This is a genomic window from Guyparkeria sp., assembly GCF_041687595.1.
GTDB lineage: Bacteria > Pseudomonadota > Gammaproteobacteria > Halothiobacillales > Halothiobacillaceae > Guyparkeria.
Genome location: NZ_JAWLBP010000019.1, coordinates 1 through 22,460, shown reverse-complemented (window position 1 = coordinate 22,460; position 22,460 = coordinate 1). Strand labels below are relative to the sequence as shown.

Sequence of the window (22,460 nt, the reverse complement as noted above, 5' to 3'; positions counted from 1 at the left end):
GCCGGAAGCTCGAAGCGGCTATTCTTCCAGCTTCAGGCTTCGAGCTTTCGGCTCATGCCTCCCGTTTTCCGCACATCCTGAATCATCCGAAACCTTCAAGGAGTCCTGCCATGAAACGGCGCGAGTTTCTGACCTGGGCCGGCGCCGCCGGCATCGCCGCCACCGCCCTGTCCGGTTGCAGCAGCGAGACCGGCGAGCAGGCCGGTGCCGTCACCACGGACGGCCCGACGCCGGCTGACCCCATCCGCTGGAAGATGGTCACCACCTGGCCGAAGAACTTTCCCGGTCTGGGCACCGGCGCGAACAACATCGCGCAGTACATCAACGAGATGTCCGGTGGGCGGCTGGTGGTCGAGGTCTATGGCGCCGGCGAGATCGTCCCGGCGCTGGAGGTGTTCGACGCGGTCAAGGCGGGCACCGCAGAGATGGGGCACGGCGCGGCCTACTACTGGCAGGGCAAGATGCCGGCCGCCGCCTTCTTCGCGGCCATGCCCTTCGGCCTGACCGCCAACGAGATGAACGGATGGCTTTACCACGGTGATGGCATCGAGCTCTGGGAGGAGCTCTACGCACCGCACGGGATCATCCCGCGCCCGGCCGGCAACACCGGCCCGCAGATGGGTGGCTGGTTCCGCAAGCCGATCGAGTCGCTGGATGATTTCAGGGGGCTGAAGATGCGCCTGCCAGGCATCGGTGGTGAGGTCCTGCGCAAGCTGGGCGTCTCGGTGGTCAACACCCCGGGCGGTGAGCTGTTTCAGGCACTGAACGACGGCACCATCGACGCGGCCGAGTGGGTCGGCCCGTTCAACGATCTCGCCTTCGGCTTCCATCGAGCGGCCAAGTACTACTACGCGCCGGGCTGGCAGGAGCCGTCGGCGACCATGGAGGCGCTGATCAACCGGGAGGCCTTCGAGCAACTGCCCGAGGATCTGCAGATGATCGTCGAGGGAGCGATCCGGATGGCCGCCGGCGAGATGCTCGCGGAGTTCACCGCGCGCAACAACCGGGCGCTCAAGACGCTGATCGATGAGCACGGCGTCGAGCTGCGCTATTTCTCCGACGAGATCATGGCCGCGCTGTTCGACAAGTCCAACGAGGTGCTCGCCGAGATCACGGGAAAGGACGCGTTCGCCAAGCGGGTGTTCGAGTCACTGACCGAATATCGTCGCGACGTGGCCGGCTGGACCGAGGGGTCGGAGTTCACCTTCCTCCAGGCGCGCCAGCGCTACCTGGAGTAGGACGGCGTCGGTCCCGGTCGGCTCAGTCGGCGGCCGAGCGGATCGTCCAGACGCGTTCGGCCAGGTCGGCGGCAAGCGGGCGGTCGTGTCGGCCGATCGTGACCATCACGTCGGCCGATCCCGGGTGGCCGGCGCGCCGGCGGACGAACTGGCCGGGCAGCACGCCGGCCTGCGTGAGCGCGCGCAGGTGGGCGGCATTCTCGGCGGCCAGACGCACGACCGTGGCTCCCTCGTCGATGGCCAGGTCGCTCAGGGCCACCATCTGTCTCCGCTCGACCGGGGCCTGCTCCGGCTGCGGGATCGGCGCGCCGTGGGGGTCGAACTCCGGGCGGCCAAGATGGTCCCACAGACGATCGATCAGCCGGCTGGAGAAGGCATGTTCGAGGATTTCCGCCTCGGCATCGACCTCGGCCAGCGGCACCCCGAGGTCCTTCACGAGGAAGGTCTCGATCACGCGGTGGCGGCGGATCATGTCCACGGCGATCGCCCAGCCGGCATCGGTGAGGGCCGCTCCCTGGTAGCGGGCGTAGTGGATCAGCCCGTCGGCATGCAGCCTCTTGAGCATGGCTGTCACCGAGGCCCGCGCGATGCCCAGCCGGTCGGCGATCGCCGAGGTGGACACGGAGGGCTCCGGCGATTGCTCGGCCAGCTTGAAGATGGCCTTGAGGTAGTCCTCGTATGCAGTACTCGCCATGGTTTTTCCGCGTGGATTGGACAACAGTTCCGTGCTCGGACGGCCGATGCCGGAAACGGACCCGGGGACGCTTCGAGCGAATCCGACCAAGGTTGCCTCTCGTTGATCCGCCGGGGCGTGGCCCGGCGAGGTTCGGAGATGGTTTCTCAACGTTAGCATGTCGCGACCGGCCCGTGCTTGCACCCCCGGGCGCGTCTTTCTACCATCCGCACTCAATTTCAAGGCAGGCGAGGCCCATTGTGCAGAAATTCATTGATCGCTGGTGTTCCCGGGGGAGCGCCCTTGTCCGAAACTGGCGCCGCATGCTGCCGGTGCTGGTCCTGGCCGGGGTGGCATCGGTCGGCGTGCAGGCGCAGGACGAGGTGCTTCGCTACGGCAGCGAGAAGGAGATCGAGCCGCTGACAGTCGTGACCGACACCACCATCAGCGCAGATCTCGTGGAGAACATCGCCGGTTCGTTCGTCGAGGTGGAGACGGTTCTCGAGCGAGGCGAGTCGCCGATCGGCCATGAGCTCGACGAGGCGGACCGGGAATCGATCGCCGAGGCGGACCTCGTGGTCTACCAGGGGCTCGGCCTGATGCCGGCATTCATCGAGGCGGCCGAGGCGCGCGACGAGACCGACCGCGTGGTGCTTTCCGCCGGGATCCCCGACTTCCGCCTGATCCGGGAGGACGGCACGGTCAATCCGCATACCTACCACTCGCCGTCGCTGGTCCAGTTCGCCGTCGACCACCTGACGGTGAATCTGAAGAAGAAGCTCGAGCCGGTAGCCGGCGAGATCGAGGGCAACCGCCTGCGCATCAACATCGAGCTGCAATCGCTGATGCGCGAGACCGAGGGCCTGATGGAGGAGTTGCCGCGCAACGAGCGGATCCTGGTCACGGACAACGACGTCTTTGCCTATTTCGCCAAGGACTACCACTTCCAGTTGCTAGACGTCACCCGCGAGGAAGACGCCGACGAGGCGATCGAGCTGATCGAGCAGAATGAGACGGCCAACGTGTTCCGGGTCGATGGTGCCGGTGACGGTGCGATCGAGGAGTGGCTCGAGGCGCACCGTGGCGAGGATGTTCCCGGTTCGGTCGAGCTGGCGCCGGCGCTGACGGGCCTGTGGCTCGGTGATGCGAACCGGCCGACGGGCACCTATATCGGCATGTTCCGCCAGAACGTCAACGACATCATGCTGGGGTTGCGCCCGCTGCCGGCGGCGGGCGAGGGCGAGATCGAGTAGACCGGGACGTTGGCCGAGGGCTCGCGGTCAGCTGCCGGCACGATGATCCTGGGCAAGTTCCCGGTAGAAGCTGGCCGACTCGGTCAGGTGGTCTCGCTCCTCGTCGGTGAGTGGCCGTACCTTGCGTGCCGGCGTACCGAGGTACAGGTTGCCGCTCTCGAGCACCTTGCCCGGCGAGACCACGCTGCCGGCCCCGATCACGACCTCGTCCTCGACGACCACGTCGTCCATCACGATCGACCCCATGCCGACCAGGACGCGATTGCCAATGGTGCAGGCGTGGAGGATGGCACGGTGGCCGACGGTGACCTCCTCGCCGATCCGGCAGGGCATGCCCTGGGGGTGTTTTCCGGAGGGCTGGTTGACGTGCACGATGACGCCGTCCTGCAGGTTGGTCAGCCGGCCGACGCGGATCTGCTGGACGTCGCCGCGCAGTACGGCGCATGGCCAGATCGAGACGCCTTCCTCGAGCACCACGTCACCGATGACGACGGCCGTCGGGTCGATCCAGCTGTCTTCGGCCACGTTGGGGAGCTGTTCCTGGAAATTGCGTATCATCTTGGGGTTTTCCTCGGATTCGGTCATGCGGTTCGTGCCGCGCATTCTATCGTAACGGGAACGGGAAGCCGGAACAGGGAAGGGCCGATGCCGCACGGCCGTGTCCAAGTCGCGAGGATCCGATTGAACATGCAGGTCATGCCGTGTCGCTGATTGCCGAGAAAACCAGTGCCTATCTCGCCTTGACCCGGCTGGACCGGCCGGTGGGTATCTTCCTCCTCCTCTGGCCCACCTACTGGGCGCTGTGGGTGGCTGGCGAGGGCCGGCCGGATCTCTGGATCTTCCTGATCTTCACAATGGGCGTGATCGCCATGCGCTCGGCCGGCTGTGCCATCAACGACTACGCCGACCGGCACGTCGACGGGCATGTCACCCGTACCTGCAACCGGCCACTGGCAACCGGGCGGATCAGCTCGCGCGAAGCCCTCGGGGTGTTCGCCGCGCTGGTGGGGGTGTCGTTTCTGCTGGTCCTGCAACTCAATGCCACCACCATCGCGTTGTCGGTGGTGGCCGTGATCCTCGCGGCGACCTACCCCTTCGGCAAGCGCTTTCATCACCTTCCCCAGGTGCACCTCGGGCTGGCGTTCGGCTGGGCGATTCCGATGGCCTTCGCCGCCCACCTCGAAACCGTGCCTCCGGTCGCCTGGTTGCTCCTGCTGGCGAACATCGGCTGGACGCTGGCCTACGACACCCTCTATGCCATGGCCGACCGGCCGGACGACCTGAAGATCGGGGTCAAGTCGTCGGCCATCCTCTTCGGTCGGTACGATCTCGCCGCCGTTTCCCTCTCCTATGTCTGGGCGCTGGCCTTCCTGGTGGCCGTCGGACTGTCCGCCGAGCTGAATCTCGCGTACTTCGCCGGGCTGGGGATCGCGGCGATCAGCGCGGTGTGGATCGTGCGCACGGCCCGTTCGCGCGAACTGGAACCCTGCGTGCTGGCCTTCCGGCGCAACAACGTCTTCGGGGCGATCGTGATGCTGGCGTTCGTTGCCGGCTTCCTGTGACGGGCGTGTCTCCATCCCGGGCTGAATTGCGACTCCGGTCTGGTCTAGACTCGAGACTTGGTTAGAGGGCTACCGAACCGATCGCAGTCCAGCCCGAACAGTGAAATGGAGGTTTCCCGCATGTTCAGAAAGCTCATCCTTCCGATCGCCCTTGCCGCCACTGTCGCGACGACCCAGGGTGTCGCCCAGGCGGCCGACCCGGCCGATGTCATCGAGTACCGCCAGGCGGTGTTCCAGGTGGCCAAGAACAACTTCGGCCCCATCGCCGACATGCTCAAGGGCGAGATCGAGTACGACCAGGCGACGGTGGAGAAGAACGCCGCGGTGGTACAGATGATGAGCACGCTGGTCGGGGATCTCTTCCCCGAGGGGACGGACGCGATGGCCGGCGAGACGAACGCCCTGACGGAGATCTGGGACGAGCCGGATGCCTTCGCCGACAAGGTGGCGAAGTTCGAGGAAACGTCTTCCGAACTGGTCGAGGCGGCCGACAGCGGCGACAAGCGTCAGCTGGCCGCCGCGGTCAAGGACGTCGGGTCGAGCTGCAAAGCCTGCCACGACGACTTCCGTCGCGACGACTGATCCCTGCGGGTTCCGCCTGCCACGGATACTTTGACAGCCCGCCTCATGGCGGGCTGTTCGCGTTGGGGCCTACGGGGGCGGGGAGCCTGGGCTATCCTCCCGGGATAGACCATTCCTGGGGCCATCGGCCGGAGGTGCACCCATGTTCCATATGCCCCGTACCGCATCCGCGAGTCCGGAGCGGGTCGCGGAGACCTTCAAGGATGAGCTCGCGAGGGTCGATCTCGACGAGTTGCCCCTGCAGCAGGGCATGACCCGGGGGAGCGTCGCCCTGGGCGACGATCTCTCCGCGATGGTGATCCGGACCGAATCCACCGACGAGCGTGTCCGCGTGCATGCCGGCCTGTTCTTTTCCAGCCTCGTGGCCGGCTGTGCCTGTGCCAACGACCCGACGCCGGAGAACGAGGACGCCGAGTACATCGAGGCCGTGTTCGACATCGACCGGCCCGACGGGGCCACCACCGTGACGCTGTCCGAGTCGTCGCAATGACCATGACGTTGCCGGCCGGTCATTAACCTGCTAACTGTTGTCGGGATTTCATGCAAGGGAGAGTCATCATGCGAGCGATGTTGCTGTTGTTGTTCACCGTGGTGCTGGGCATCGGCCAGGCGCAGGCCGATGTCGCGGCCGACGATGCCGCGGCACTGGCCGGGATCACCGAGGCGAAGGGCGTTTTCCAGATCGATTTCACGGAAGCGGAGAAGACCGCCTTCTACCTGGAGGTCATCCGGGGCACGCACGCCAATTTCGTCCGCCAGGGCGTCGACCCGGATCTGGTGATCGTGTTCATCGGCCCGACAGTACAGTTCTTGTCCACCGCAGCGGGCGAGGACGTGGCCGATCCGGCCGTGCTGATGCGCATCGAGGAAGAGGTGGCGCGGCTGGCCGACCTGGGCGTGCGACTGGAAGTCTGTGCCGTGGCGACCGAGGTCTTCGGCGTGGACAACGACACGCTGTTCGAGGGTCTTGATCTCACTGGCGATGGCTTCGTCGCCATGATCGGCTGGCAGTCGCAGGGCTATCACCCGGTCACCCTGTTCTGATCTCCCCGAAATAGCGGGAGGCGAAGGCCTCCGCCGAAAGCGGTCGGCTCTCCAGGTGACCCTGGTAGACGTCGCAGCCATGGGCGGCGAGGAATGCCAGCTGGTCGGCGTTCTGCACCCCTTCGGCCACCACCTCGAGCCCGAGGGCATGCCCGAGCTCGAGGATCACGCGGGCGATCTGCCCGCCGTCGTCGGGCTCTTCGATCAGGTCGACGAAACGCTTGTCGATCTTGAGCACGTCCAGCGCAAACTGCCGCAACTGCCCGAGTGACGAGTAGCCGGTGCCGAAGTCGTCCAGGGCCACGTGCACCCCCATGCCGCGCAGCCGGTCGATCAGGCGGCGGGCCTCCGACTCGCGCCGGACGATCGCGCTTTCGGTCAGTTCCAGTTCGAGATGATCCGGGGGCAGTCCGCTTTCCTCGAGTGCCTCGGCGACCAGTTGGTCGACCCGGCCGTGGCGGAGCTGGTGCGGCGAGAGGTTGACGGCCAGCCGACCGAAGTCGCGGCCCTCGTCCAGCCACCGGCGTCCGATTCGGCAGGTCTCGCGAAGCACCCACGCCCCCAGCGGCCAGATCAGGCCGGTGGTCTCGGCGACGGGGATGAAGCGTTCCGGACCGATGAGTCCCTGGGTGGGGTGCTGCCAGCGAACCAGCACCTCGGCGCCATGCAGTCGCCTGTCGGCCACACGGATCTGCGGCTGGAAGACCAGCCGGAGCTCGTTGTTGTCGATCGCCCGGCGAAGCTGCAACTCCAGGTCGATGCGGTCGCGCGCCGCGTCGGTCATCTCGTCGGAGAAGAAGCGGAAGGTGCCGCGACCCTCGTCCTTGGCCCGGTAGAGTGCCGTGTCGGCCTGCTGCAGGAGCTCGATGGGTGTCTCGGCGCTGTCGGGGAACAGCGTGATGCCGACCGAGGCCAGTATCCGGACGTGCTGGTCGCCGGCCAGCTCCCAGGGTTCGCCCAGGGCGGCGATGACCCTACCGGCGACTTCCCCGGCCTGCTCGGCGCTGTCGATGCCCGACAGGGCCATGGCGAATTCGTCGCCGCCCAGACGCGCGATGGTGTCGGCCTCGTCGAAGCGCGCCTTGAGCCGCTCGCTCACCTTGACCAGCAACTGGTCACCGGCCACGTGGCCCAGGCTGTCGTTGACGTCCTTGAAGCGGTCGAGATCGATCATCAGCAGCGCGACGTTCTCGCCCCGCCGCCGGCCGACCTCGATCATCTGCTCGAGTCGGGCGACCAGCAGCAACCGGTTGGGCAGGCCGGTGAGCGGATCGTGGTGGGCGAGGAAGTCGAGCTTGGACTCGTTCTCCTTCTGCCGAGTGATGTCGACAAAGAGCCCGACGTAGTGGCTGATCGATCCATCCCGGTCGGCCATCGCGCTGATGCTCAGGATCTCGGGGTAGATCTCGCCGTTCTTGCGGCGGTTCCAGATCTCCCCCTGCCAGTGACCGTGCGACTGCAATGACGCCCACATGTCCTGGTAGAAGGCACGACCGTGCTGGCCCGACTCGAGCACGCGGGGCGTGTGTCCGACCACCTCGTCGGCCGAGTAGCCCGTCAGTTCGGTGAAGGCCGGGTTCACCTCGATGATGACCTGGTCGCGGTCGGTGATCAGCACCCCCTCGTGGGTGTTCTCGATCACCTTGGCCATCAGGCGCTCGTGCTCCTCGATCTCGTGGCGGTCCTGGATGTCGGTGACCACGCCGGCGAGCCACAGGGGCTGCCCCTGTTCGTCGCTGTGGACCCGCGTGACGTCCTCGAACCAGCGGTACTCGCCATTGGCCATGCGCAGCCGGTACTCCTGCCGGTACTGCTTGAGCCCTTGATCGAGGAAGTCCTCGACCTCGCGCTCCACGGTGGGCAGGTCGTCGGGATGGATGATGTCGGCGAAGCGGATCTCGCGCGTGTACCACTGCTCGGCGGCGTAGCCCCACTGCTCGATGTTGTCCGAGACGTAGTCGGCCGGCCAGCCGGTTTCGGGCAGCCAGCGGAACAGGACCGCCGGGCTGGCGCGGACGGCCTCGCGGGCCTGTTCCAGGTCCTTGAGGCGGTCGAAGTGGTCGAGTGCGAAGGAGAGGTCCGCGGCCAGGTCGTCGACCGTGGTACGGATCGCCTCGTCGAAGAAGCCCGTCGACTCGGCGTAGAGCGCCATCGTGGCGACCGCCTCGCCCCCGCGGTAGATCGGGAAGGCGGCCACGGCATCCACGCCGGCCTCGCGGGCGGGGTCGTGCCAGACGGCCGTGTCGTCCTCGGTCTGAAAGTGGTTGACCACTTCCAGCCGGCCCTTGCGTACCGCACGACCCACCGGCCCGATGCCGGCCGGCTCGTCGGCGTTGACGCTGACCTCGATCTTGTCGATGTAGCCGGTCTCGTCGCCGAAGCGTGCCACCGGCACGACCGCGCCGGTATCCGGGTCGATCCGGCCGATCCAGGCGAAAGCCAGGCGGCCGTGTTCGACGGCCACCTGACAGACCGTGGCGAACAGCTCGTCGGCCGTTCGGCAGCGGGTGATGGCCTGGTTGGTCTGGGAGAGGAAGTCGTAGAGATCCTTCTGGCGTTGCAGCGCGAGGTGGGCCTGCCGGCGTTCGGTAACGTCCTCGGCGGTGGCGACCAGGTATTCCGCTTCGCCTTTTTCGGTCCGGGTGGCGCGGATGTCGAACTGGATCCAGGCCGGTTCGCCATCCGGACGCATGAGGGTGTATTCATGCCGGTACTGTTCCCGCTGTCCGGCCAGGAGTTCCTGCCGCTCGGCGGCCTCGTCGGGTCCCTCGGCATGCTGCAGCAGCTCGGACCAGCGCTTGCCGGTGAGTGTCTTGCCGGGGTGACCGAGCATTTCCGCCATGCGCGGGTTGGCCTGCAGGATGCGCCCGCTTTCCGGCGAGGTGATGGCCATGCCGACGAACGGCATGTCGTAGAACACGCGCAGCAGGCGATCCTGTTCGGCGGTACGGGCCAGCAGCTGTAGCGATTCGCTCTCGCGCGTCCGCCGCCAGAGCATTAGCAGGGCCATCGCCATGACCGTCAGCAGGAAGAAGGCGACCAGGGCCAGCAGAGCCAGGGCCTGGCGCAACGGGGCGAGCGCCTCGTCGCGCTCGATGGTCGAGACCACCTGCCAGCCGGTGTCGGGGACCGGCTGCGCGGCACCGATGACCGCCGCGCCCTTCGCGTTCACGCCCTCGAATGGACGTGCCACGGTGCCGGCGCGGAAGTCGGACCGCTCGAACATGCTTTCGTCCCAGGGCTGTCTGGGCCAGGCGTCGGCCGGGTTGTCCGGTTCGTCGGGAGCGAGGAGCAGGACGTGCTCGCTCTCGGCCTTGGCCAGGAACGTCCGGGCGGTGAGATGGCCGCTGACCGGCCGGTGCACCAGCGGCAGGATCGTGAGCTCCGGGTTCGTGCGCATGAGCACCCAGGCATGCCGCCGCTCCCCCGCCGGCGTTTCCAGCGGGATCGGCACCAGCCAGTCCATGTGCGGGTGGTCATGACTGTCGAAAGCCAGGGGCAGGCGGACGATGGCCCCGTCGGTGCGAGCCAGTTTGGCATCGATGGAGGCCGGCAAGGTCTCGATGCCGCGGTTTAGCAACTGCTGCCCATCGGGGGCGAACAGGGCCAGGCCCTCGTAGCGGTAGGCCTCGGTCATGGCGGCGAAGAGGTTGACCAACTCCTCGCGGGCCGACTCGGCCTGGTCCCCGTCCCCGGAAACCACCCGCTCGACCTCGCGGATGAAGTCGTTCGATTTCTGCAGCACCCGCCCGTCGCCGACGCGTTCATCGAGCCAGATGGAGAGCTGATCCGCCTTGAGGGCCGCGATGGCGGCCAGCTGGCTTGTGCCGTTGGCGATGATCGCCGGCGCCCGGTTGAGATACACCCCGGCGACGATGGTGCCCACCACGGCCACGTTGGCCAGGAACACCGTCAGATGGACCGAGGCTCGTGGTCGATGGCGTGACGGTCGGACGGAGGCGGGCCGGCGAGCGGCGCCGGGCATGAGCCAGCGCAGCATCAGGTAGAGCAGCAGGCTCGTGACCCCGACGAAGGCCAACCCCTTGAACAGGCCGAATCGTGCCAGTTTCTCGGGCTCGATCAGGAGTTCCAGCAACCAGTCGGAGAACAGGATCCACAGGCCCGCGTACAGGACATAGAGCAGGGTGATGGTCAGCGGTGAGGCCGAGCCGCGGCGCGTCGGGGAGAGGGGTTGTTCGTCGCGCGCCTTCATCGAGTGGCCGATTGTCTGAACACTGGTTGCTCCGGGATCGCCGGTCGGTCGGCTCACGTCGCTGACCTGATGCGTTCAGCCTGTGGCCAACCGGCCCGGCCAGAAAGAATGGTCCAATCAGCGGGCGAAGTCCAGTTGTCCCGATGCCTCCGGGGCGTCGAGTGCCAACGGATCGAGCAGCAGTTCGCGGGCGTTTTCCCGCGCGATGCGTCCGGCCACCGAGGGCGGCAGCTGGTCGAGCCACTGACGGATGGTCCGCGCGGCGTCCCCGAACCGCTGCCAGCGCTTGAGGCTGTAGGTGTCCACGCCGACGACGAAGCGGTTGGGATGGTCGACGAACAGCGCCCGCCACTCGGGGAGCAGTTGGCCGTCGGCATCGAGGAAGCGCTCGTCCCGGACCGAGGTGTCGATGAACAGTCCGTGGGGATGGCGGGCGAGGGCCGCGCGCAGGATCGTGGGGTCTGGCTGGTCGCCCAGGTGGGCCCAGAGTACCCGCGAGTCCGGTTCGATGGCGAAGATCCGGTCGATGACGGCCAGGTCTCCGTGGATCATCAGCACGAGGTCCCGCTCGGCGGCGATCTCGACCAGCCGCTCTAGCACCGGGCTGTCTCGGTCGGGGCCGAAGATGTGGAGCTCGCCGATGCCACGCCAGTCGCCCTCTTCCAGCCAGGCCTCCACCCGGCCCGGCAGGGTCTCGTCGTGCATCCAGACCGGCTTGTCCGAGGCATCACGGTAGACGCCGAGAAAGGGGATGATCCGCTCGGGAGCCAGTTCGTGGAGGAGCCGGGCGTTCTCGGGCGGGGTGCTGGTGACCACGGCGTGCTCGATGCCGTTGTCGACGAGCGTGGCGATGATCGCTTCCGGTGGAATCTCGGCGCGCTGCTCGGCCTGGTAGTGCAGGTGGGCGTCGAACAGCGGCGTCTGCGCCGCGGCGGGGAGGGCGCTCGCGAGCAGCAGGAGGGTGGCCAGTCGTTCAGTCGTCGTCCGAATCGGCATGATCGTGCCCCTTGCCCCGCGGGAACAGTACCAGGTGGGTGAAGGCCGGGCGCAGGTTGACGCGCACGCCCGGCGCGTAGTGGTCGTGGCTGGGCGCAAGGCTCAGCAGCCGCGTGCCGCCGGGCAGCCTCAGCGTATAGAGGAAGTTCGCGCCGCGGAAGACGCGCTCCTCGATCTCGGCCACGCCGATGCCGTCGGGGTCGATGATCACGTCGTCCGGGCGCACCAGCACGTCGACTTCCGTGCCCGGCGGATACTCGTGAGAGACCTGCCCCTCCAGCAGGCCCAGCTCGGTCTTCACGCGGCAGGGGCCCACCATGGTTCCGCCGATGCGCGTGCCCTGGCCGATGAAGTCGGCGACGAACGGCGTCTCGGGACGGTGGTAGAGGTTGTAGGCGGTGTCCCACTGGTGCAGACGCCCGGCCTGCATCACGCCGACGATGTCGGCCATGGCGAAGGCCTCGGCCTGGTCGTGGGTGACCAGCAGGGCGGTGGTCTCCGCCTCGCGCAGGATGTCGCGCAGCTCGCGCGGCAGGGTGTCGCGCAGCTCCACGTCCAGGCTGGAGAAGGGCTCGTCGAGCAGCAGGATTTCGGGTTTCGGTGCCAGGGCCCGGGCGATGGCGACGCGCTGCTGCTGTCCGCCGGACAGATGGTGCGGATAGCGTGCCCCCATGCCGGGCAGGCCGACCAGGTCGAGCAGCTCGGCGACGCGCTTGCGGCGGGCGTCGACCGGTTTCTTCGGCAGGCCGAAGCCGATGTTGTCCGCCACGGTCAGGTGCGGGAACAGGGCCAGGTCCTGGAAGATCATGCCCACGTGACGCTGCTCGGGGGGGTGGCCCCAGCCGGCACCGGCCACGGTGTTGCCGTGCAGGCGCACCACGCCCGCGCTGGGCGACTCGAAGCCGGCCACGGTACGCAGGATCGAGGTCTTGCCGCAGCCCGACGGGCCCAGCAGGCAGCCGATCACGCCCGTCGGCAACTTGAGGCTGACGTCTTCGACGGCGACGGTGTCGCCGAAGCGCACCGTCAGGTCGACCAGGCTCAGGCGCTCGCTCACGACCGGCATGCCTCCACGCGGGAAACCGGCTGCGCCGCCGGACTATTCATCGTTGGCCCCTCGGCTGTTGGCTGTGCCTTCATGTCCTCTCGCGCGGGTGATCGAACGGCTGACCAGGATGACCGGGATCAGGCCGGCGGCCACGATGGCCAGAGCCGGCAGGGCCGCGTCTCGCAGCCGCTCGTCGGAGGCCAGTTCGAATGCCCTGACCGCCAGCGTGTTGAAATCGAATGGCCGCAGCACGAGTGTCGCCGGCAGCTCCTTGAGCACGTCGACGAACACCAGCAGGGCGGCGGTGAGAAGACTGCCACGAATCAGCGGGATATGCACCCGCCAGAGGGTGATGCCCGGTGAGGTTCCCATCGAGCGGGCTGCATCGTCCATGCTCGAGCGCACGCGCCCGAGTCCCGCTTCCACGGTGTTCAGCCCCACGGCGAGGAAGCGCACCAGGTAGGCGAACACCAGCGCGAACAGGGTGCCGGAGAGCAGCAGCCCGGTGCCGAAGCCGAACTGCGCCCTCGCCCAGGCGTCGATGGCGTTGTCGAAGGCGGCGAAGGGGATGATCACGCCGACCGCGATCACCGTGCCGGGCACGGCGTAGCCCATGCCGGCGATGCGGTTGATGGTGAAGGTCAGCCTTCCTGGCATCAGTCGATGGCCGTAGGCGAGGAACAGCGCCAGCAGCAGGGCGAGCAGGGCGGTCAGCCCGGCCAGCCCCAGCGAGCGCCCCGCCAGCAGCGCGAACTCGCCCAGATCGCGGGTGGGGGTGACTTCCATCGCCCAGGTCAGCAACTGGGCCGAAGGCAGGACGAAGCCGAACAGCAGCGGCAGGGCGCAGGCGATGAACGCCAGCGTCGCCGCCCCCCGGCCCAGCCGGAACGACGGTCGCACCTGCCAGTGGCCGTGGTGGTGATAGCGGGCCTGGCGCCGGGAGAGCCGCTCGATGATGATTACCGTGAATATCAGGGTCAGCAGCAGGGCGGATAGCTGCGCGGCGGCGATGGTGTCGTCCAGCCCGAACCAGGTGCGGAAGATGCCCGTGGTCAGCGTCGGGATGCCGAAGTACTGCACCGTGCCGTAGTCGGCCAGCGTCTCCATGATCGCGAGCGAGAGCCCGGCGACGATCGAGGGCCGGGCCAGCGGCAGGGCCACGCGGCGGAACATCTGCCAGGGGTTGAGACCCAGCGAACGGGCCACGTTGAGCGCGCTCGCCGACTGCTCGAGGAAGGCCGCCCGCGAGAGCATGTAGACGTACGGGTAGAGCACCAGGGTGAGCATCACGATCGCCCCGCCGATCGAGCGCACCTCGGGGAAGGCGTATTCGCCCACCGACCAGCCGGTCACCGCTCGCAGGCCGGACTGCACCGGTCCGGCGACGTCGAGCAGGCCGGTGTAGGTATAGGCGATGATGTAGGCCGGCATGGCCAGTGGCAGCAGCAGCGCCCATTCGAACACCCGCCGCCCGGGGAACTCGCAGACCGACAGCAGCCAGGCCGTGCCGGTGCCGATGACGAAGGTGCCCAGACCCACGCCCACGGCGAGCAGGGCGGAATTGATCACGTAGTCGGCCAGTACCGTGTCGGCCAGGTGCGACCAGGTCGACTTGTCCGGCCAGAACACCGAGGCGACGATCACCGCCAGCGGGATGGCCAGCAGCGCGGTGATCAGGATCATGCCCGACTTCCACGCGGACAGGCCGCCTGCCCCGCGAAGGGCAGGCGGCCTGTCGGTCAGTACGGCGGTGGTGCCGTCGGGTCTTACTGCCATCCGGCCCGGTCCATCAGGCGGACCGCTTGCGGGTTGAGTTCGCCCAGGCGGGACAGGTTCAGGTCATCGGCCTTGAATTCGCCCCAGTTCGCCAGCGTCTCCGAGGCGGGGACACCCGGGCGCACCGGGAATTCGTTGTTGACCTGGGCGTACCACTCCTGGGAGGCCTCGGTGGTCAGGAACTCGAGCAGCTGCGTGACTGCCTCGTCCTTCGTGCTGGCAGCCACCATGCCGGCGCCGGAGACGTTCACGTGCGCCCCGCGCTCGTCCTGGTTCGGCCAGATGAGGCGCACGGATTCGGCGGCGGCGCGGTCGGTGTCGCTGCCGTTCTGCATCGCGCCATAGTAATAGGTGTTCGCCACGGCGATGTCGCACTCGCCGGCGGCCACGGCGCGGATCTGGTCACGGTCGCCGCCCTGCGGCTTGCGTGCCATGTTCGCCACCAGGCCCTTGGCCCATTCTTCCGTCCACTCCTCGCCGTGTGCGGCGATCAGCGAGGCGACCAGCGACTGGTTGTAGACGTTGTCCGAGGAGCGAATGCAGATCCGTCCCTTGAACGCCGGATCGGCCAGGTCGGCGTAGCTCGTGATCGCGCCGTCCTCGACACGCTCCTTGTGGGTGAAGATCACCCGGGCGCGCTGTGACAGGCCGAACCACTGGTTGTCGACGTCACGCAGGTTGGCCGGGATGCGCTCTTCGAGCTCGGTCGATTCGACCGCCTTGAGCACGCCGGCCTCCTTGGCGCGGTGCAGGTTGCCGGCGTCCACGGTGATCAGCAGGTCGGCCGGGGTGTTGCGGCCTTCGCTTTCCAGGCGGGAGAGCAGGGCGCCGGCGCCAGCGGTCAGCAGCTTGACCTCGATACCGGTCTCGTCGGTGAAGCGGTCCAGCAGCGGGGCGATCAGGTCTTCCTTGCGCGCGGAGTAGACGTTGATCGAGGTTGCGCCCTGCTCGGCGCCAGTGCCGGTTTCCGGGTTGTCGGAATCGCTGCAGCCGGCCAGCGTCAGGCCGGAAGCGGCCAGGGCAATGGCGGCGAATCGGATCAAGCGTGTCATGTTCGTACCTCTCGCGGAAAGGGCGCCGGTGTTGGATGGGACTCGATCAATGGGCGTCACGATAGCGAGCCGAAATCCACGTGTCAAATGAGAATCATTCCCAGTCCAACTTCGATTGATATCCCGCCTCAGCGCCGGCGGGAGCAGTCGCCAGCGGGAGTCCGCTGTCCCAGTAGGGCTCGCCGGCGAACCGCTCGGCGAGAAAGTCGATGAACGCACGCACGCGGGCGGACAGGTGGCGGGTCTGGGGATAGACGGCATAGGCCCCGATCTCCGGCCAGCCCACGTTGGTGAGGATCGGCACCAGGCGGCCGTCGGCAATGGCCCGGTGCAGGATGAAGGTCGGCTCGATGGTGATGCCGGCGCCGGCGATGGCGGCTTCGCGCAAGAAGTCGCCGTTGTTCACCCGCAGGCGTCGCCGGCCGCGCACGGGTCGCCAGCGCCCCCGCTCGTCGGTGAAGCCCCAGACACGGGTTTCGGGGACGTTGCTGTAGACCAGGCACTCGTGGTCGGCCAGTTGGGCGGGGTGCGTCGGGGTGCCGTGCCGGGCGAGGTAGTCCGGGCTGGCGACCGCGATGTTTCGGATCGGGGCGAGACGGCGCGCCATCAGGGTGGAGTCCGGCAGGCTCGCCAGGCGAATGCCGAGGTCGAAGCCCTTGCCGACCAGGTCGATCTCGTCGTCGTCCAGGTCCAGGTCGAATTCCACGCCGGGATGGGCGTTCATGAACGCGGCGATGGCCGGCTGGAGATGCATCAGGCCGAAGGACAGGGGGGCGGCGACGCGCAGCGTCCCGGTCAGTTCGCCGTGCTCGCGGGTGACGGCCTCTTCGGCCTCGTCGAGGTCGGCGAGAATGCGTCGGGCGCGGTGGTAGAACGCCTCGCCCGACGAGGTGAGCGCGAGATGCCGGGTGCTGCGGTGGAACAGCTCTACCCCCAGGTGCCTTTCCAGGTCCCGCAGCCGGCGGCTGACCGCCGACTTGGCGACGTCCATCCGTTCCGCCGCGCCGCTGATCGAGCCGGTGTCGGCCACGCGGACGAAGGTGGCCAGGGCGGTGAAACGGTCCATATTGTTCTCTTTTGGGCAACAGTGTTTTGAGAGATTAGTGGTTTAAATCCACCCGGGCAACGACCAGAATCCAGTTCGAGGTTCGAAGACGAGGCTGGTACGAGTCGAGATGCGTTGGCGCAATACACGGAAGGGATACGGCTGGGTGGCGATCACCCTGCACTGGCTGGTGGCCCTGGTGGTCTTCGGCCTGTTCGGCCTGGGGCTATGGATGGTGGAACTGACCTACTACGACCCCTGGTACCGCCAGGCGCCCGCCATTCACAAGGCCGTGGGCGTGCTGCTGTTCCTGGCGGTCGTCGGTCGGCTGGTTTGGCGCGGGATCAATCCCTCGCCCGCGTTGCCCGGCAGTCGCATCGAGCGTGTCGCCGCCCGCCTCGTGCACGGGGCGTTGTACGCCCTCCTGCTGGCGGTGATGGTAGCGGGCTACCTCATTTCCACGGCCGACGGTAGCGCCATCGACGTCTTCGGCCTGTTTTCCGTGCCGGCGACCGTCGCCGACCTGCCGGACCAGGAGGACGTGGCCGGAGTCGTGCACTTCTGGCTCGCCTGGACCGTGATCGTGCTGACCGGCCTCCACGCGGCCGCCGCACTCAAGCACCAGTTCATCGACCGGGACGGCACGCTGATGCGCATGCTGCGTCCCGGGGATATCGATTCACCCACGAGGAAAGGAGAATGACCATGTTCCCCCGCAAACTGTCTGCCGCACTGCTTGCCGGTGCCATTGCCCTCCCGGCCGTCACCCTGCCGGTCTCCGCGCAGGCCGCCGAGTACGTCATCGACACCGAAGGCCAGCACGCCTTCATCGAGTGGCGTATCAACCACCTCGGCTTTTCCTGGCTTTACGGCCGCTTCAACGACTTCGAGGGCGGCTTCGAGTACGAGGACGGTGCCATCGAGGATGCCAGCGTCGACGTGACCATCGACATGGCCAGCCTCGACTCCAACCACGCCGAGCGGGACAAGCACCTGCGCGGTGACGATTTCTTCGACGTGAAGGAATACCCCGAAGCCACCTTCAAGAGCACCGGCATCGAGTCGACCGACGACGGCTTCGTCATCACCGGCGATCTGACCATGCGCGGCGTGACCAAGGAGATCGAGATCGAGGCCGAGAAGATCGGCGAGGGCGACGACCCGTGGGGCGGCTACCGTGCCGGTTTCCACGGCACCACCACGCTCACGCTCAAGGACTTCGGTATCGATTACGATTTGGGGCCGGCGGCGACGACGGCCGAGGTGACGTTGTCGGTGGAGGGTGTTCGGCAGTAGGTCATTCCCTAACCGACACGGCTGCACGCACCATCAAACGCCTCGACTGATCCTGTCGGGGCGTTTTTATTTTCAACCCGCCATCCCGTGCCGTGCATTCCGTTACCTATATGCGATAGCCTGCAAATTGGACACCACGAATGGCGGGACGCCGGGGCAACGCCAGAGCCCCATCCCGTCGGCAGAAAGGAGCGCCTCGAATGGCAAGGACGCACGCCCACCGAATCAAAGGGGCCATCAAGCACCTCGGGCGTGCAGACGCCCCGTTCCTGAGGCCATGGCCGATACAAAAAAGGGTTCTGACCCCTTTTCTCGGAGCCTTCCTGAGATGGAGGAAGAAGGCCTGACAAAGAAAGTCACCGCACGCTGACGCGCTGGTGCTTTCGGCCGTTAGCAATTGCTCAAAATTACATGGTTAGTGGAATGAACTATGATCGACAAAAGCATTACTAATCCAGGGTTTCACAAGCAGTTTAACTTATCCAGATTTAATGGAGAAGAAAGAGTTATATTGGAGAAACTCTCTCGGGATTGGTATATGACTAATTCAGGTGAAGAGATATATATTGCAAAATCTAAATATAACTATTTTTTAATGAAGCCATCTCAACGTACATCTGAGATGTTTAACATTGAGCGCGAGGTTGTCTGTGTCTTAAGCGACTACCCCAATTTCGAACCACGATCACTTGATTTTTTCGATGAAGTATATCGAAGGCTTCCTAAGCTTCGCACAGAAACTATGTGTGGAGTGCTTTTGTCGAAAGCTGATAATGTTGAAGATAAAGTGGAAAATATTCTAAAATCTGACCCCGAAAATCAAATAATAATTCCTGTCTCGTATCATGATATGATTAAGGGTGATGCTGTAAATGTTCTGGAGAATAAGTTCAGAAAACATTTCTATTCTCGAGACCTTTTTTCGTTTTTGTCTCCTCTGAAACGCGACCTGTACTTCTTTGGTCGAAATCCTCTAATCACAGAGATCGTTAATAGATATCATTCTGGCGAACATACCAGTCTTTTTGGCTTAAGAAAAAGTGGGAAGACATCAATAGTATACGCATTGGAGAGGAAGCTTGCTGTCAATAATGATCAAGTCGTTTCAATAGACTGTGAAAGCCCCTCGATACATCTGCTTAGGTGGAATGAGCTTTTGGAAAAGCTTGTTAAGCTTTATCACAAGGAAAAGGATTCGAGGTTAAAAATTTCAACTGAGGGTCGTTATTCCGAAAAGAACGCTGCAGATAGTTTTGAAGAAGATATTATAAAAATTTATCAGTCTAAAAAAAGACAAGGAACCTTGTTCATTTTTGATGAAATCGAACGAATAACGCCAGGTACGGCCTCTTCGTCACATTGGCATGATGAGGAAGATTTCGTGTATTTTTGGCAAACTCTTCGAGGATTTTATCAAAAATATCCAGAAGTGTTCTGCTATATGTTAGTTGGGACTAACCCTGGTTGTATTGAGGCGTCACATATTAAGGGCCATGACAACCCAATATATGCCTCTATGCCGAGCCAATACGTCCCTCTTTTCGACGTTGATCAAGTCTCAGAAATGGTGCGTAAGCTTGGCAATTACATGGGGTTGAGATTTGATGGCCTTATTACAGCTAAGCTTAAAGAGGATTTTGGAGGTCATCCATTTCTCATTAGACAGGTATGCAGTCATATACATAAGCTGTCCAGTAAAAAGCGACCTACGGACGTCGATTTAACCTTATACAGAAAGGCAAAAGAAGAGTTTTATTCGAGCTCGAAAGGCTACCTGGATATGATGCTCAGAGTTCTCATTGACTGGTATCCAGACGAATATGAGATGATTAAGTTCTTAGCGAATAATGACTTCGAAAGTTTTCATTCCCTTGCTGAATCAGATCATTCTCTGGTGCGCCATTTGATCGGTTATGGTGTAATCAACAAGGGTGCATCAGGTTACTACTTTAACATAGAGAATTTATCTGAATTATTGAGGCATAAGCATGATAGGCAACCACTGTCTATGTCGCCAGAAGAAAAAGTTCAGGAAATATCAGTGCGACGTAATAGATTTGAGAAAAATTTAAGAGGTGTTATAAGGAACACGTTGATCATAACGAAAGGGCGAAGTAAGGCTCACACAGCTGTAACGTCCGCGATTCCTGAGGGTCGGAGAGGTAGCTTGTCGGGCCATGGCCTTGATGACCTCCTTAGCAAAGAGTCTTCGCCGCTCTTTTTTCTTGATCTTATAAATATTGTAAAAAGAGATTGGTCCTTTTTTGAAAATATTTTCGATATGGGTAAGGCGAAATTTGAAGTTATGCTCGAAGAGATCAATAGGATAGGAAGGCCAGATGCCCACGCCAAAGGAATTAGCGATACGGACTTTAATCAATTAAGGATCTATTTTGATAAGTTGGAAGCTGTTGTCGACGATGTGTCCAGTTAACATGAAGGTCTTGACGCAGTAAAAAGGGGTCAGAACACTTTTCTGCGTGTGTCGGCACGGCGGCAGCTCATGGCCACTCCGCGGGAAACGGGGTCAGAACCCTTTAAGAGTTTCTCGATTTCGCACGCTTTCAATGTCATGTGCCGATTACCAAACCGCTTTGGCAAGCGCGCGAGGCACTTTCTCTTGCTTGCCCAAGAGGAAGTGCCCAAAGAGAAGGGCACCCCTCGCCTTGGCCCTACGGGCTTCCCTCCCGTCCGGGGTGCCGCGGACCGGTCGGTTCGACGCGACGTCCTGTCGCGGCGAACCTCGGGGCGGCGTCCATGCCGCCCCGACCCTGCGGCACCCCGGCCGCTCGGCAAGGGCGAAGGGGACAGTCGAGCCTGATAACTCGGTGTCATGAATAATTTGCTTGGTGCGGTTTATGGTTGGGCACACGCCGTTGGCGCGTTTAGAAAAGGGGCAGGAGAAAAGGGGCAGAACGCTTTTCTGAGTGCATCGGCACGGCGGTGAACGAAGGTTTTCGCCCCTTGACGGTTTGCCTCACGGCCGGCGGGTGGCCGGGGTCGGAGCGACATGGACGTCGCTCCGAGGCTCAGCGCGACACGACGTCGCGTCGAGCCGGCCCCGAGCCAGCCGGCGGTCGTGAGGCTTCGAGGTCGGACGCTGTCCGGCCTCGAAGGCCCGAAAGGGCCAAGCCGTGGGGTTGTCCTTCTTTTCGCCCCCACAGCCATAACTTGGCTTGGACAAGCAAGAAAAGGGGCTCGCGCGCCGGGCACGGCGTTAGCCCATGGTCACTCTGTGCAACCGGCGTGCGAAACGATTCTCCCCCGGTATGCCCTCCCGATCGGCTGATGGATGTCCACCCGAGTGGCGACTACGCTTGTAAGCGATAGCCGGAGACGTCTTTACCGAATCACCGTCGGAGGCCCCATGACCAATCGCGACGATATCCAGAACCGGGCCGCCGGCGCGATCATGGGAGCCTTTATCGGCGATGCCTTGGCGCTGGGTCCGCACTGGTACTACAACCTCGACGAGTTGCGTCGGGACTACGGCGACTGGATCGACGGTTACACCGACCCCAAGCCCGGTCGATACCACGAGGGCCTCAAGGCAGGCCAGCTCTCCCAGGCGGGGGTCATTCTCGACCTGACGCTGCGTTCCCTGGTCGAGGCGAATGGGTACGACGAAGGTGATTTCTGCCGGCGGCTGGATGACGACCTCTTCCCGTTGCTCGATGGCACCCCGGCCTCTGGTCCCGGCGGTTACACCAGCCAATCCATCCGCGATGCCTGGCGAAAACGTGTCGAGCACGGCTTGCCCTGGGGTGAAGTCGGTGGCCACGCCGACACCACCGAGGCCATCGAGCGCACGCTTGCCATTGCCGTGCGCTATGCATTCGAGCCTAAAAAGCTGGCTGCCGCCATTGCCGACAACACCGCACTGACGCAGGTGGACGAAACGGTGGTCGCCATGACCGTGGCGTACGGTGCGCTGCTGGCCCAGCTGGTTCAGGGGCAACGCCTGGATGCGGAAATCTCCGGTAAGTTGATGGCCTTGGTGAAAAGTGGTGATCTGCCGTTTCATGCTGTGACCAGCGATGATCTTCAGCCGCCCCAGCCGGGCCAGCCGGACCCGCCCCGGGCAGGCCGTTTTGCCTCGCCCGATGCACTGCTGACAGCGTCTTTCATAGCAGCAGCGGCTGCCGATCCCGGGGTGCGAATCGAGCCGCCCTGGAAGGTCTCTCTGGTGTACGGCATGCCGTGCGCCATTTATCACCAACTTCCGGCTGCCTACTACCTCTCGGCAAAATTTGCAGACGATTTTGAGGCGGCGGTATTGCACGCGGTCAATGGCGGTGGCCAGAACATGGCCCGGGCGATGCTGACCGGTGCGCTTACGGGGGCACAGGTGGGCTTGAGCGGAATTCCCCAGCGGTTTATCGACGGGTTGGAAAACGCTGGCGAGTTGCAGCAGCGGGCCGAGCAAGTGGCCTCGGCGGTGGCAGACTGAAAGTCTTCCATGATGGCTTTTCACGCCGACGTGCGATGAACAAAAAATTGGCCCTCGAAGGGATTGCCGCGTGATGAAATGCGATGGAATGATTTCACGCGCCGGTTGCTCAAGTCGGCACTGATTGGCCGCCGTGCTTGGCGCGCGAGTCGGTTTTCTTGCTTGTCCAAGAAAACCGACGAAAAGAAGGACACCCCGACGCCTTGGCCCTGCGGGCCTGATCGCTGCCGCG

The 22,460-nt window shown here is 64.2% G+C and carries 19 protein-coding genes; 10 read left to right on the top strand and 9 right to left on the bottom strand.

The window, feature by feature from the left end; genetic code table 11:
- The first annotated feature begins 110 nt into the window (after window positions 1-110).
- The gene (locus tag ACESL5_RS04665; RefSeq protein ID WP_372591624.1) at window positions 111-1,238 is read left to right on the top strand and encodes a TRAP transporter substrate-binding protein; all 1,128 of its coding nucleotides are present in this window, start codon (window positions 111-113) and stop codon (window positions 1,236-1,238) included.
- A gap of 22 nt (window positions 1,239-1,260) precedes the next feature.
- On the opposite strand, the gene ACESL5_RS04660 is transcribed toward ACESL5_RS04665, so the two are convergent.
- Window positions 1,261-1,932: a metal-dependent transcriptional regulator gene (locus ACESL5_RS04660; protein ID WP_372591623.1), complete on the bottom strand. Its 672-nt coding sequence runs from the start codon at window positions 1,930-1,932 to the stop codon at window positions 1,261-1,263.
- 239 nt (window positions 1,933-2,171) lie between these two features.
- On the opposite strand from ACESL5_RS04660, the gene ACESL5_RS04655 reads away from it, so the two are divergent.
- Window positions 2,172-3,164 carry a metal ABC transporter substrate-binding protein gene (locus ACESL5_RS04655; RefSeq protein WP_372591622.1) on the top strand — a complete coding sequence of 331 codons (993 nt, stop codon included), beginning with the start codon at window positions 2,172-2,174 and terminating at the stop codon, window positions 3,162-3,164.
- 27 nt (window positions 3,165-3,191) lie between these two features.
- Here the strand turns inward: ACESL5_RS04655 and ACESL5_RS04650 are convergent, their stop codons facing one another.
- A complete protein-coding gene (locus ACESL5_RS04650) occupies window positions 3,192-3,767 on the bottom strand; it encodes a gamma carbonic anhydrase family protein (protein WP_372591621.1) in 576 nt (191 codons plus the stop codon).
- A gap of 98 nt (window positions 3,768-3,865) precedes the next feature.
- On the opposite strand from ACESL5_RS04650, the gene ubiA reads away from it, so the two are divergent.
- The 4 genes from ubiA (at window position 3,866) to ACESL5_RS04630 (ending at window position 6,352) form a co-directional block, all read left to right on the top strand.
- On the top strand, window positions 3,866-4,726 hold the full coding sequence (gene ubiA / locus ACESL5_RS04645) for a 4-hydroxybenzoate octaprenyltransferase (RefSeq protein WP_372591620.1): 861 nt from the start codon (window positions 3,866-3,868) through the stop codon (window positions 4,724-4,726).
- Window positions 4,727-4,846: 120 nt separating this feature from the next.
- Entirely contained in the window at window positions 4,847-5,308 is a 462-nt protein-coding gene (locus tag ACESL5_RS04640) for a c-type cytochrome (RefSeq protein ID WP_372591619.1), read from the top strand.
- A gap of 142 nt (window positions 5,309-5,450) precedes the next feature.
- Entirely contained in the window at window positions 5,451-5,798 is a 348-nt protein-coding gene (locus ACESL5_RS04635) for a hypothetical protein (protein ID WP_372591618.1), read from the top strand.
- Between the two features lie 68 nt (window positions 5,799-5,866).
- Window positions 5,867-6,352, top strand: coding sequence for a DsrE family protein (locus tag ACESL5_RS04630; protein WP_372591617.1), 486 nt, complete (start codon window positions 5,867-5,869; stop codon window positions 6,350-6,352).
- Here the strand turns inward: ACESL5_RS04630 and ACESL5_RS04625 are convergent.
- The 6 genes from ACESL5_RS04625 to ACESL5_RS04600 all read right to left on the bottom strand — a co-directional run bounded on the left by ACESL5_RS04625 (window position 6,339) and on the right by ACESL5_RS04600 (window position 16,503).
- Window positions 6,339-10,622: an EAL domain-containing protein gene (locus ACESL5_RS04625; RefSeq protein WP_372591616.1), complete on the bottom strand. Its 4,284-nt coding sequence runs from the start codon at window positions 10,620-10,622 to the stop codon at window positions 6,339-6,341. The genes ACESL5_RS04630 and ACESL5_RS04625 overlap by 14 nt on opposite strands.
- Window positions 10,623-10,682: 60 nt before the next feature.
- On the bottom strand, window positions 10,683-11,561 hold the full coding sequence (locus tag ACESL5_RS04620; RefSeq protein ID WP_372591615.1) for an amidohydrolase family protein: 879 nt from the start codon (window positions 11,559-11,561) through the stop codon (window positions 10,683-10,685).
- Window positions 11,539-12,618 carry an ABC transporter ATP-binding protein gene (locus ACESL5_RS04615; RefSeq protein ID WP_372591614.1) on the bottom strand — a complete coding sequence of 360 codons (1,080 nt, stop codon included), beginning with the start codon at window positions 12,616-12,618 and terminating at the stop codon, window positions 11,539-11,541. The genes ACESL5_RS04620 and ACESL5_RS04615 overlap by 23 nt, the downstream gene beginning before the upstream one ends.
- Window positions 12,619-12,660: 42 nt before the next feature.
- Window positions 12,661-14,385, bottom strand: a complete 1,725-nt coding sequence (locus tag ACESL5_RS04610; RefSeq protein ID WP_372591613.1) for an ABC transporter permease — start codon at window positions 14,383-14,385, stop codon at window positions 12,661-12,663.
- Entirely contained in the window at window positions 14,376-15,437 is a 1,062-nt protein-coding gene (locus tag ACESL5_RS04605; protein WP_372591612.1) for a Fe(3+) ABC transporter substrate-binding protein, read from the bottom strand. The genes ACESL5_RS04610 and ACESL5_RS04605 overlap by 10 nt, the downstream gene beginning before the upstream one ends.
- Before the next feature lie 94 nt (window positions 15,438-15,531).
- Complete coding sequence (locus ACESL5_RS04600) at window positions 15,532-16,503, bottom strand: LysR family transcriptional regulator (protein ID WP_372591611.1); 972 nt, start codon at window positions 16,501-16,503, stop codon at window positions 15,532-15,534.
- A gap of 109 nt (window positions 16,504-16,612) precedes the next feature.
- On the opposite strand from ACESL5_RS04600, the gene ACESL5_RS04595 reads away from it, so the two are divergent.
- From ACESL5_RS04595 to ACESL5_RS04580, 4 genes are all read left to right on the top strand, one after another.
- Window positions 16,613-17,185, top strand: a complete 573-nt coding sequence (locus ACESL5_RS04595) for a cytochrome b (protein WP_372591610.1) — start codon at window positions 16,613-16,615, stop codon at window positions 17,183-17,185.
- A gap of 2 nt (window positions 17,186-17,187) precedes the next feature.
- Window positions 17,188-17,778: a YceI family protein gene (locus ACESL5_RS04590; RefSeq protein ID WP_372591609.1), complete on the top strand. Its 591-nt coding sequence runs from the start codon at window positions 17,188-17,190 to the stop codon at window positions 17,776-17,778.
- A gap of 430 nt (window positions 17,779-18,208) precedes the next feature.
- Window positions 18,209-20,212: an ATP-binding protein gene (locus ACESL5_RS04585; protein WP_372591608.1), complete on the top strand. Its 2,004-nt coding sequence runs from the start codon at window positions 18,209-18,211 to the stop codon at window positions 20,210-20,212.
- A 933-nt stretch (window positions 20,213-21,145) separates the two neighbouring features.
- A complete protein-coding gene (locus ACESL5_RS04580; RefSeq protein WP_372591607.1) occupies window positions 21,146-22,228 on the top strand; it encodes an ADP-ribosylglycohydrolase family protein in 1,083 nt (360 codons plus the stop codon).
- A gap of 20 nt (window positions 22,229-22,248) precedes the next feature.
- Here ACESL5_RS04580 and ACESL5_RS04575 read toward each other — a convergent pair.
- Window positions 22,249-22,460, bottom strand: a 212-nt coding sequence (locus tag ACESL5_RS04575) for a hypothetical protein (RefSeq protein WP_372591606.1), incomplete at its 5' end; no start/stop codon positions are given.

Coding starts and splice junctions, on each gene's coding strand:
- ACESL5_RS04665 (WP_372591624.1), top strand. CDS start 111: ATGAAACGGCGCGAGTTTCTGACCTGGGCCGGCGCCGCCGGCATCGCC.
- ACESL5_RS04660 (WP_372591623.1), bottom strand. CDS start 1,932: ATGGCGAGTACTGCATACGAGGACTACCTCAAGGCCATCTTCAAGCTG.
- ACESL5_RS04650 (WP_372591621.1), bottom strand. CDS start 3,767: ATGCGCGGCACGAACCGCATGACCGAATCCGAGGAAAACCCCAAGATG.
- ACESL5_RS04640 (WP_372591619.1), top strand. CDS start 4,847: ATGTTCAGAAAGCTCATCCTTCCGATCGCCCTTGCCGCCACTGTCGCG.
- ACESL5_RS04635 (WP_372591618.1), top strand. CDS start 5,451: ATGTTCCATATGCCCCGTACCGCATCCGCGAGTCCGGAGCGGGTCGCG.
- ACESL5_RS04630 (WP_372591617.1), top strand. CDS start 5,867: ATGCGAGCGATGTTGCTGTTGTTGTTCACCGTGGTGCTGGGCATCGGC.
- ACESL5_RS04620 (WP_372591615.1), bottom strand. CDS start 11,561: ATGCCGATTCGGACGACGACTGAACGACTGGCCACCCTCCTGCTGCTC.
- ACESL5_RS04610 (WP_372591613.1), bottom strand. CDS start 14,385: ATGGCAGTAAGACCCGACGGCACCACCGCCGTACTGACCGACAGGCCG.
- ACESL5_RS04605 (WP_372591612.1), bottom strand. CDS start 15,437: ATGACACGCTTGATCCGATTCGCCGCCATTGCCCTGGCCGCTTCCGGC.
- ACESL5_RS04600 (WP_372591611.1), bottom strand. CDS start 16,503: ATGGACCGTTTCACCGCCCTGGCCACCTTCGTCCGCGTGGCCGACACC.
- ACESL5_RS04595 (WP_372591610.1), top strand. CDS start 16,613: ATGCGTTGGCGCAATACACGGAAGGGATACGGCTGGGTGGCGATCACC.
- ACESL5_RS04590 (WP_372591609.1), top strand. CDS start 17,188: ATGTTCCCCCGCAAACTGTCTGCCGCACTGCTTGCCGGTGCCATTGCC.
- ACESL5_RS04585 (WP_372591608.1), top strand. CDS start 18,209: ATGATCGACAAAAGCATTACTAATCCAGGGTTTCACAAGCAGTTTAAC.
- ACESL5_RS04580 (WP_372591607.1), top strand. CDS start 21,146: ATGACCAATCGCGACGATATCCAGAACCGGGCCGCCGGCGCGATCATG.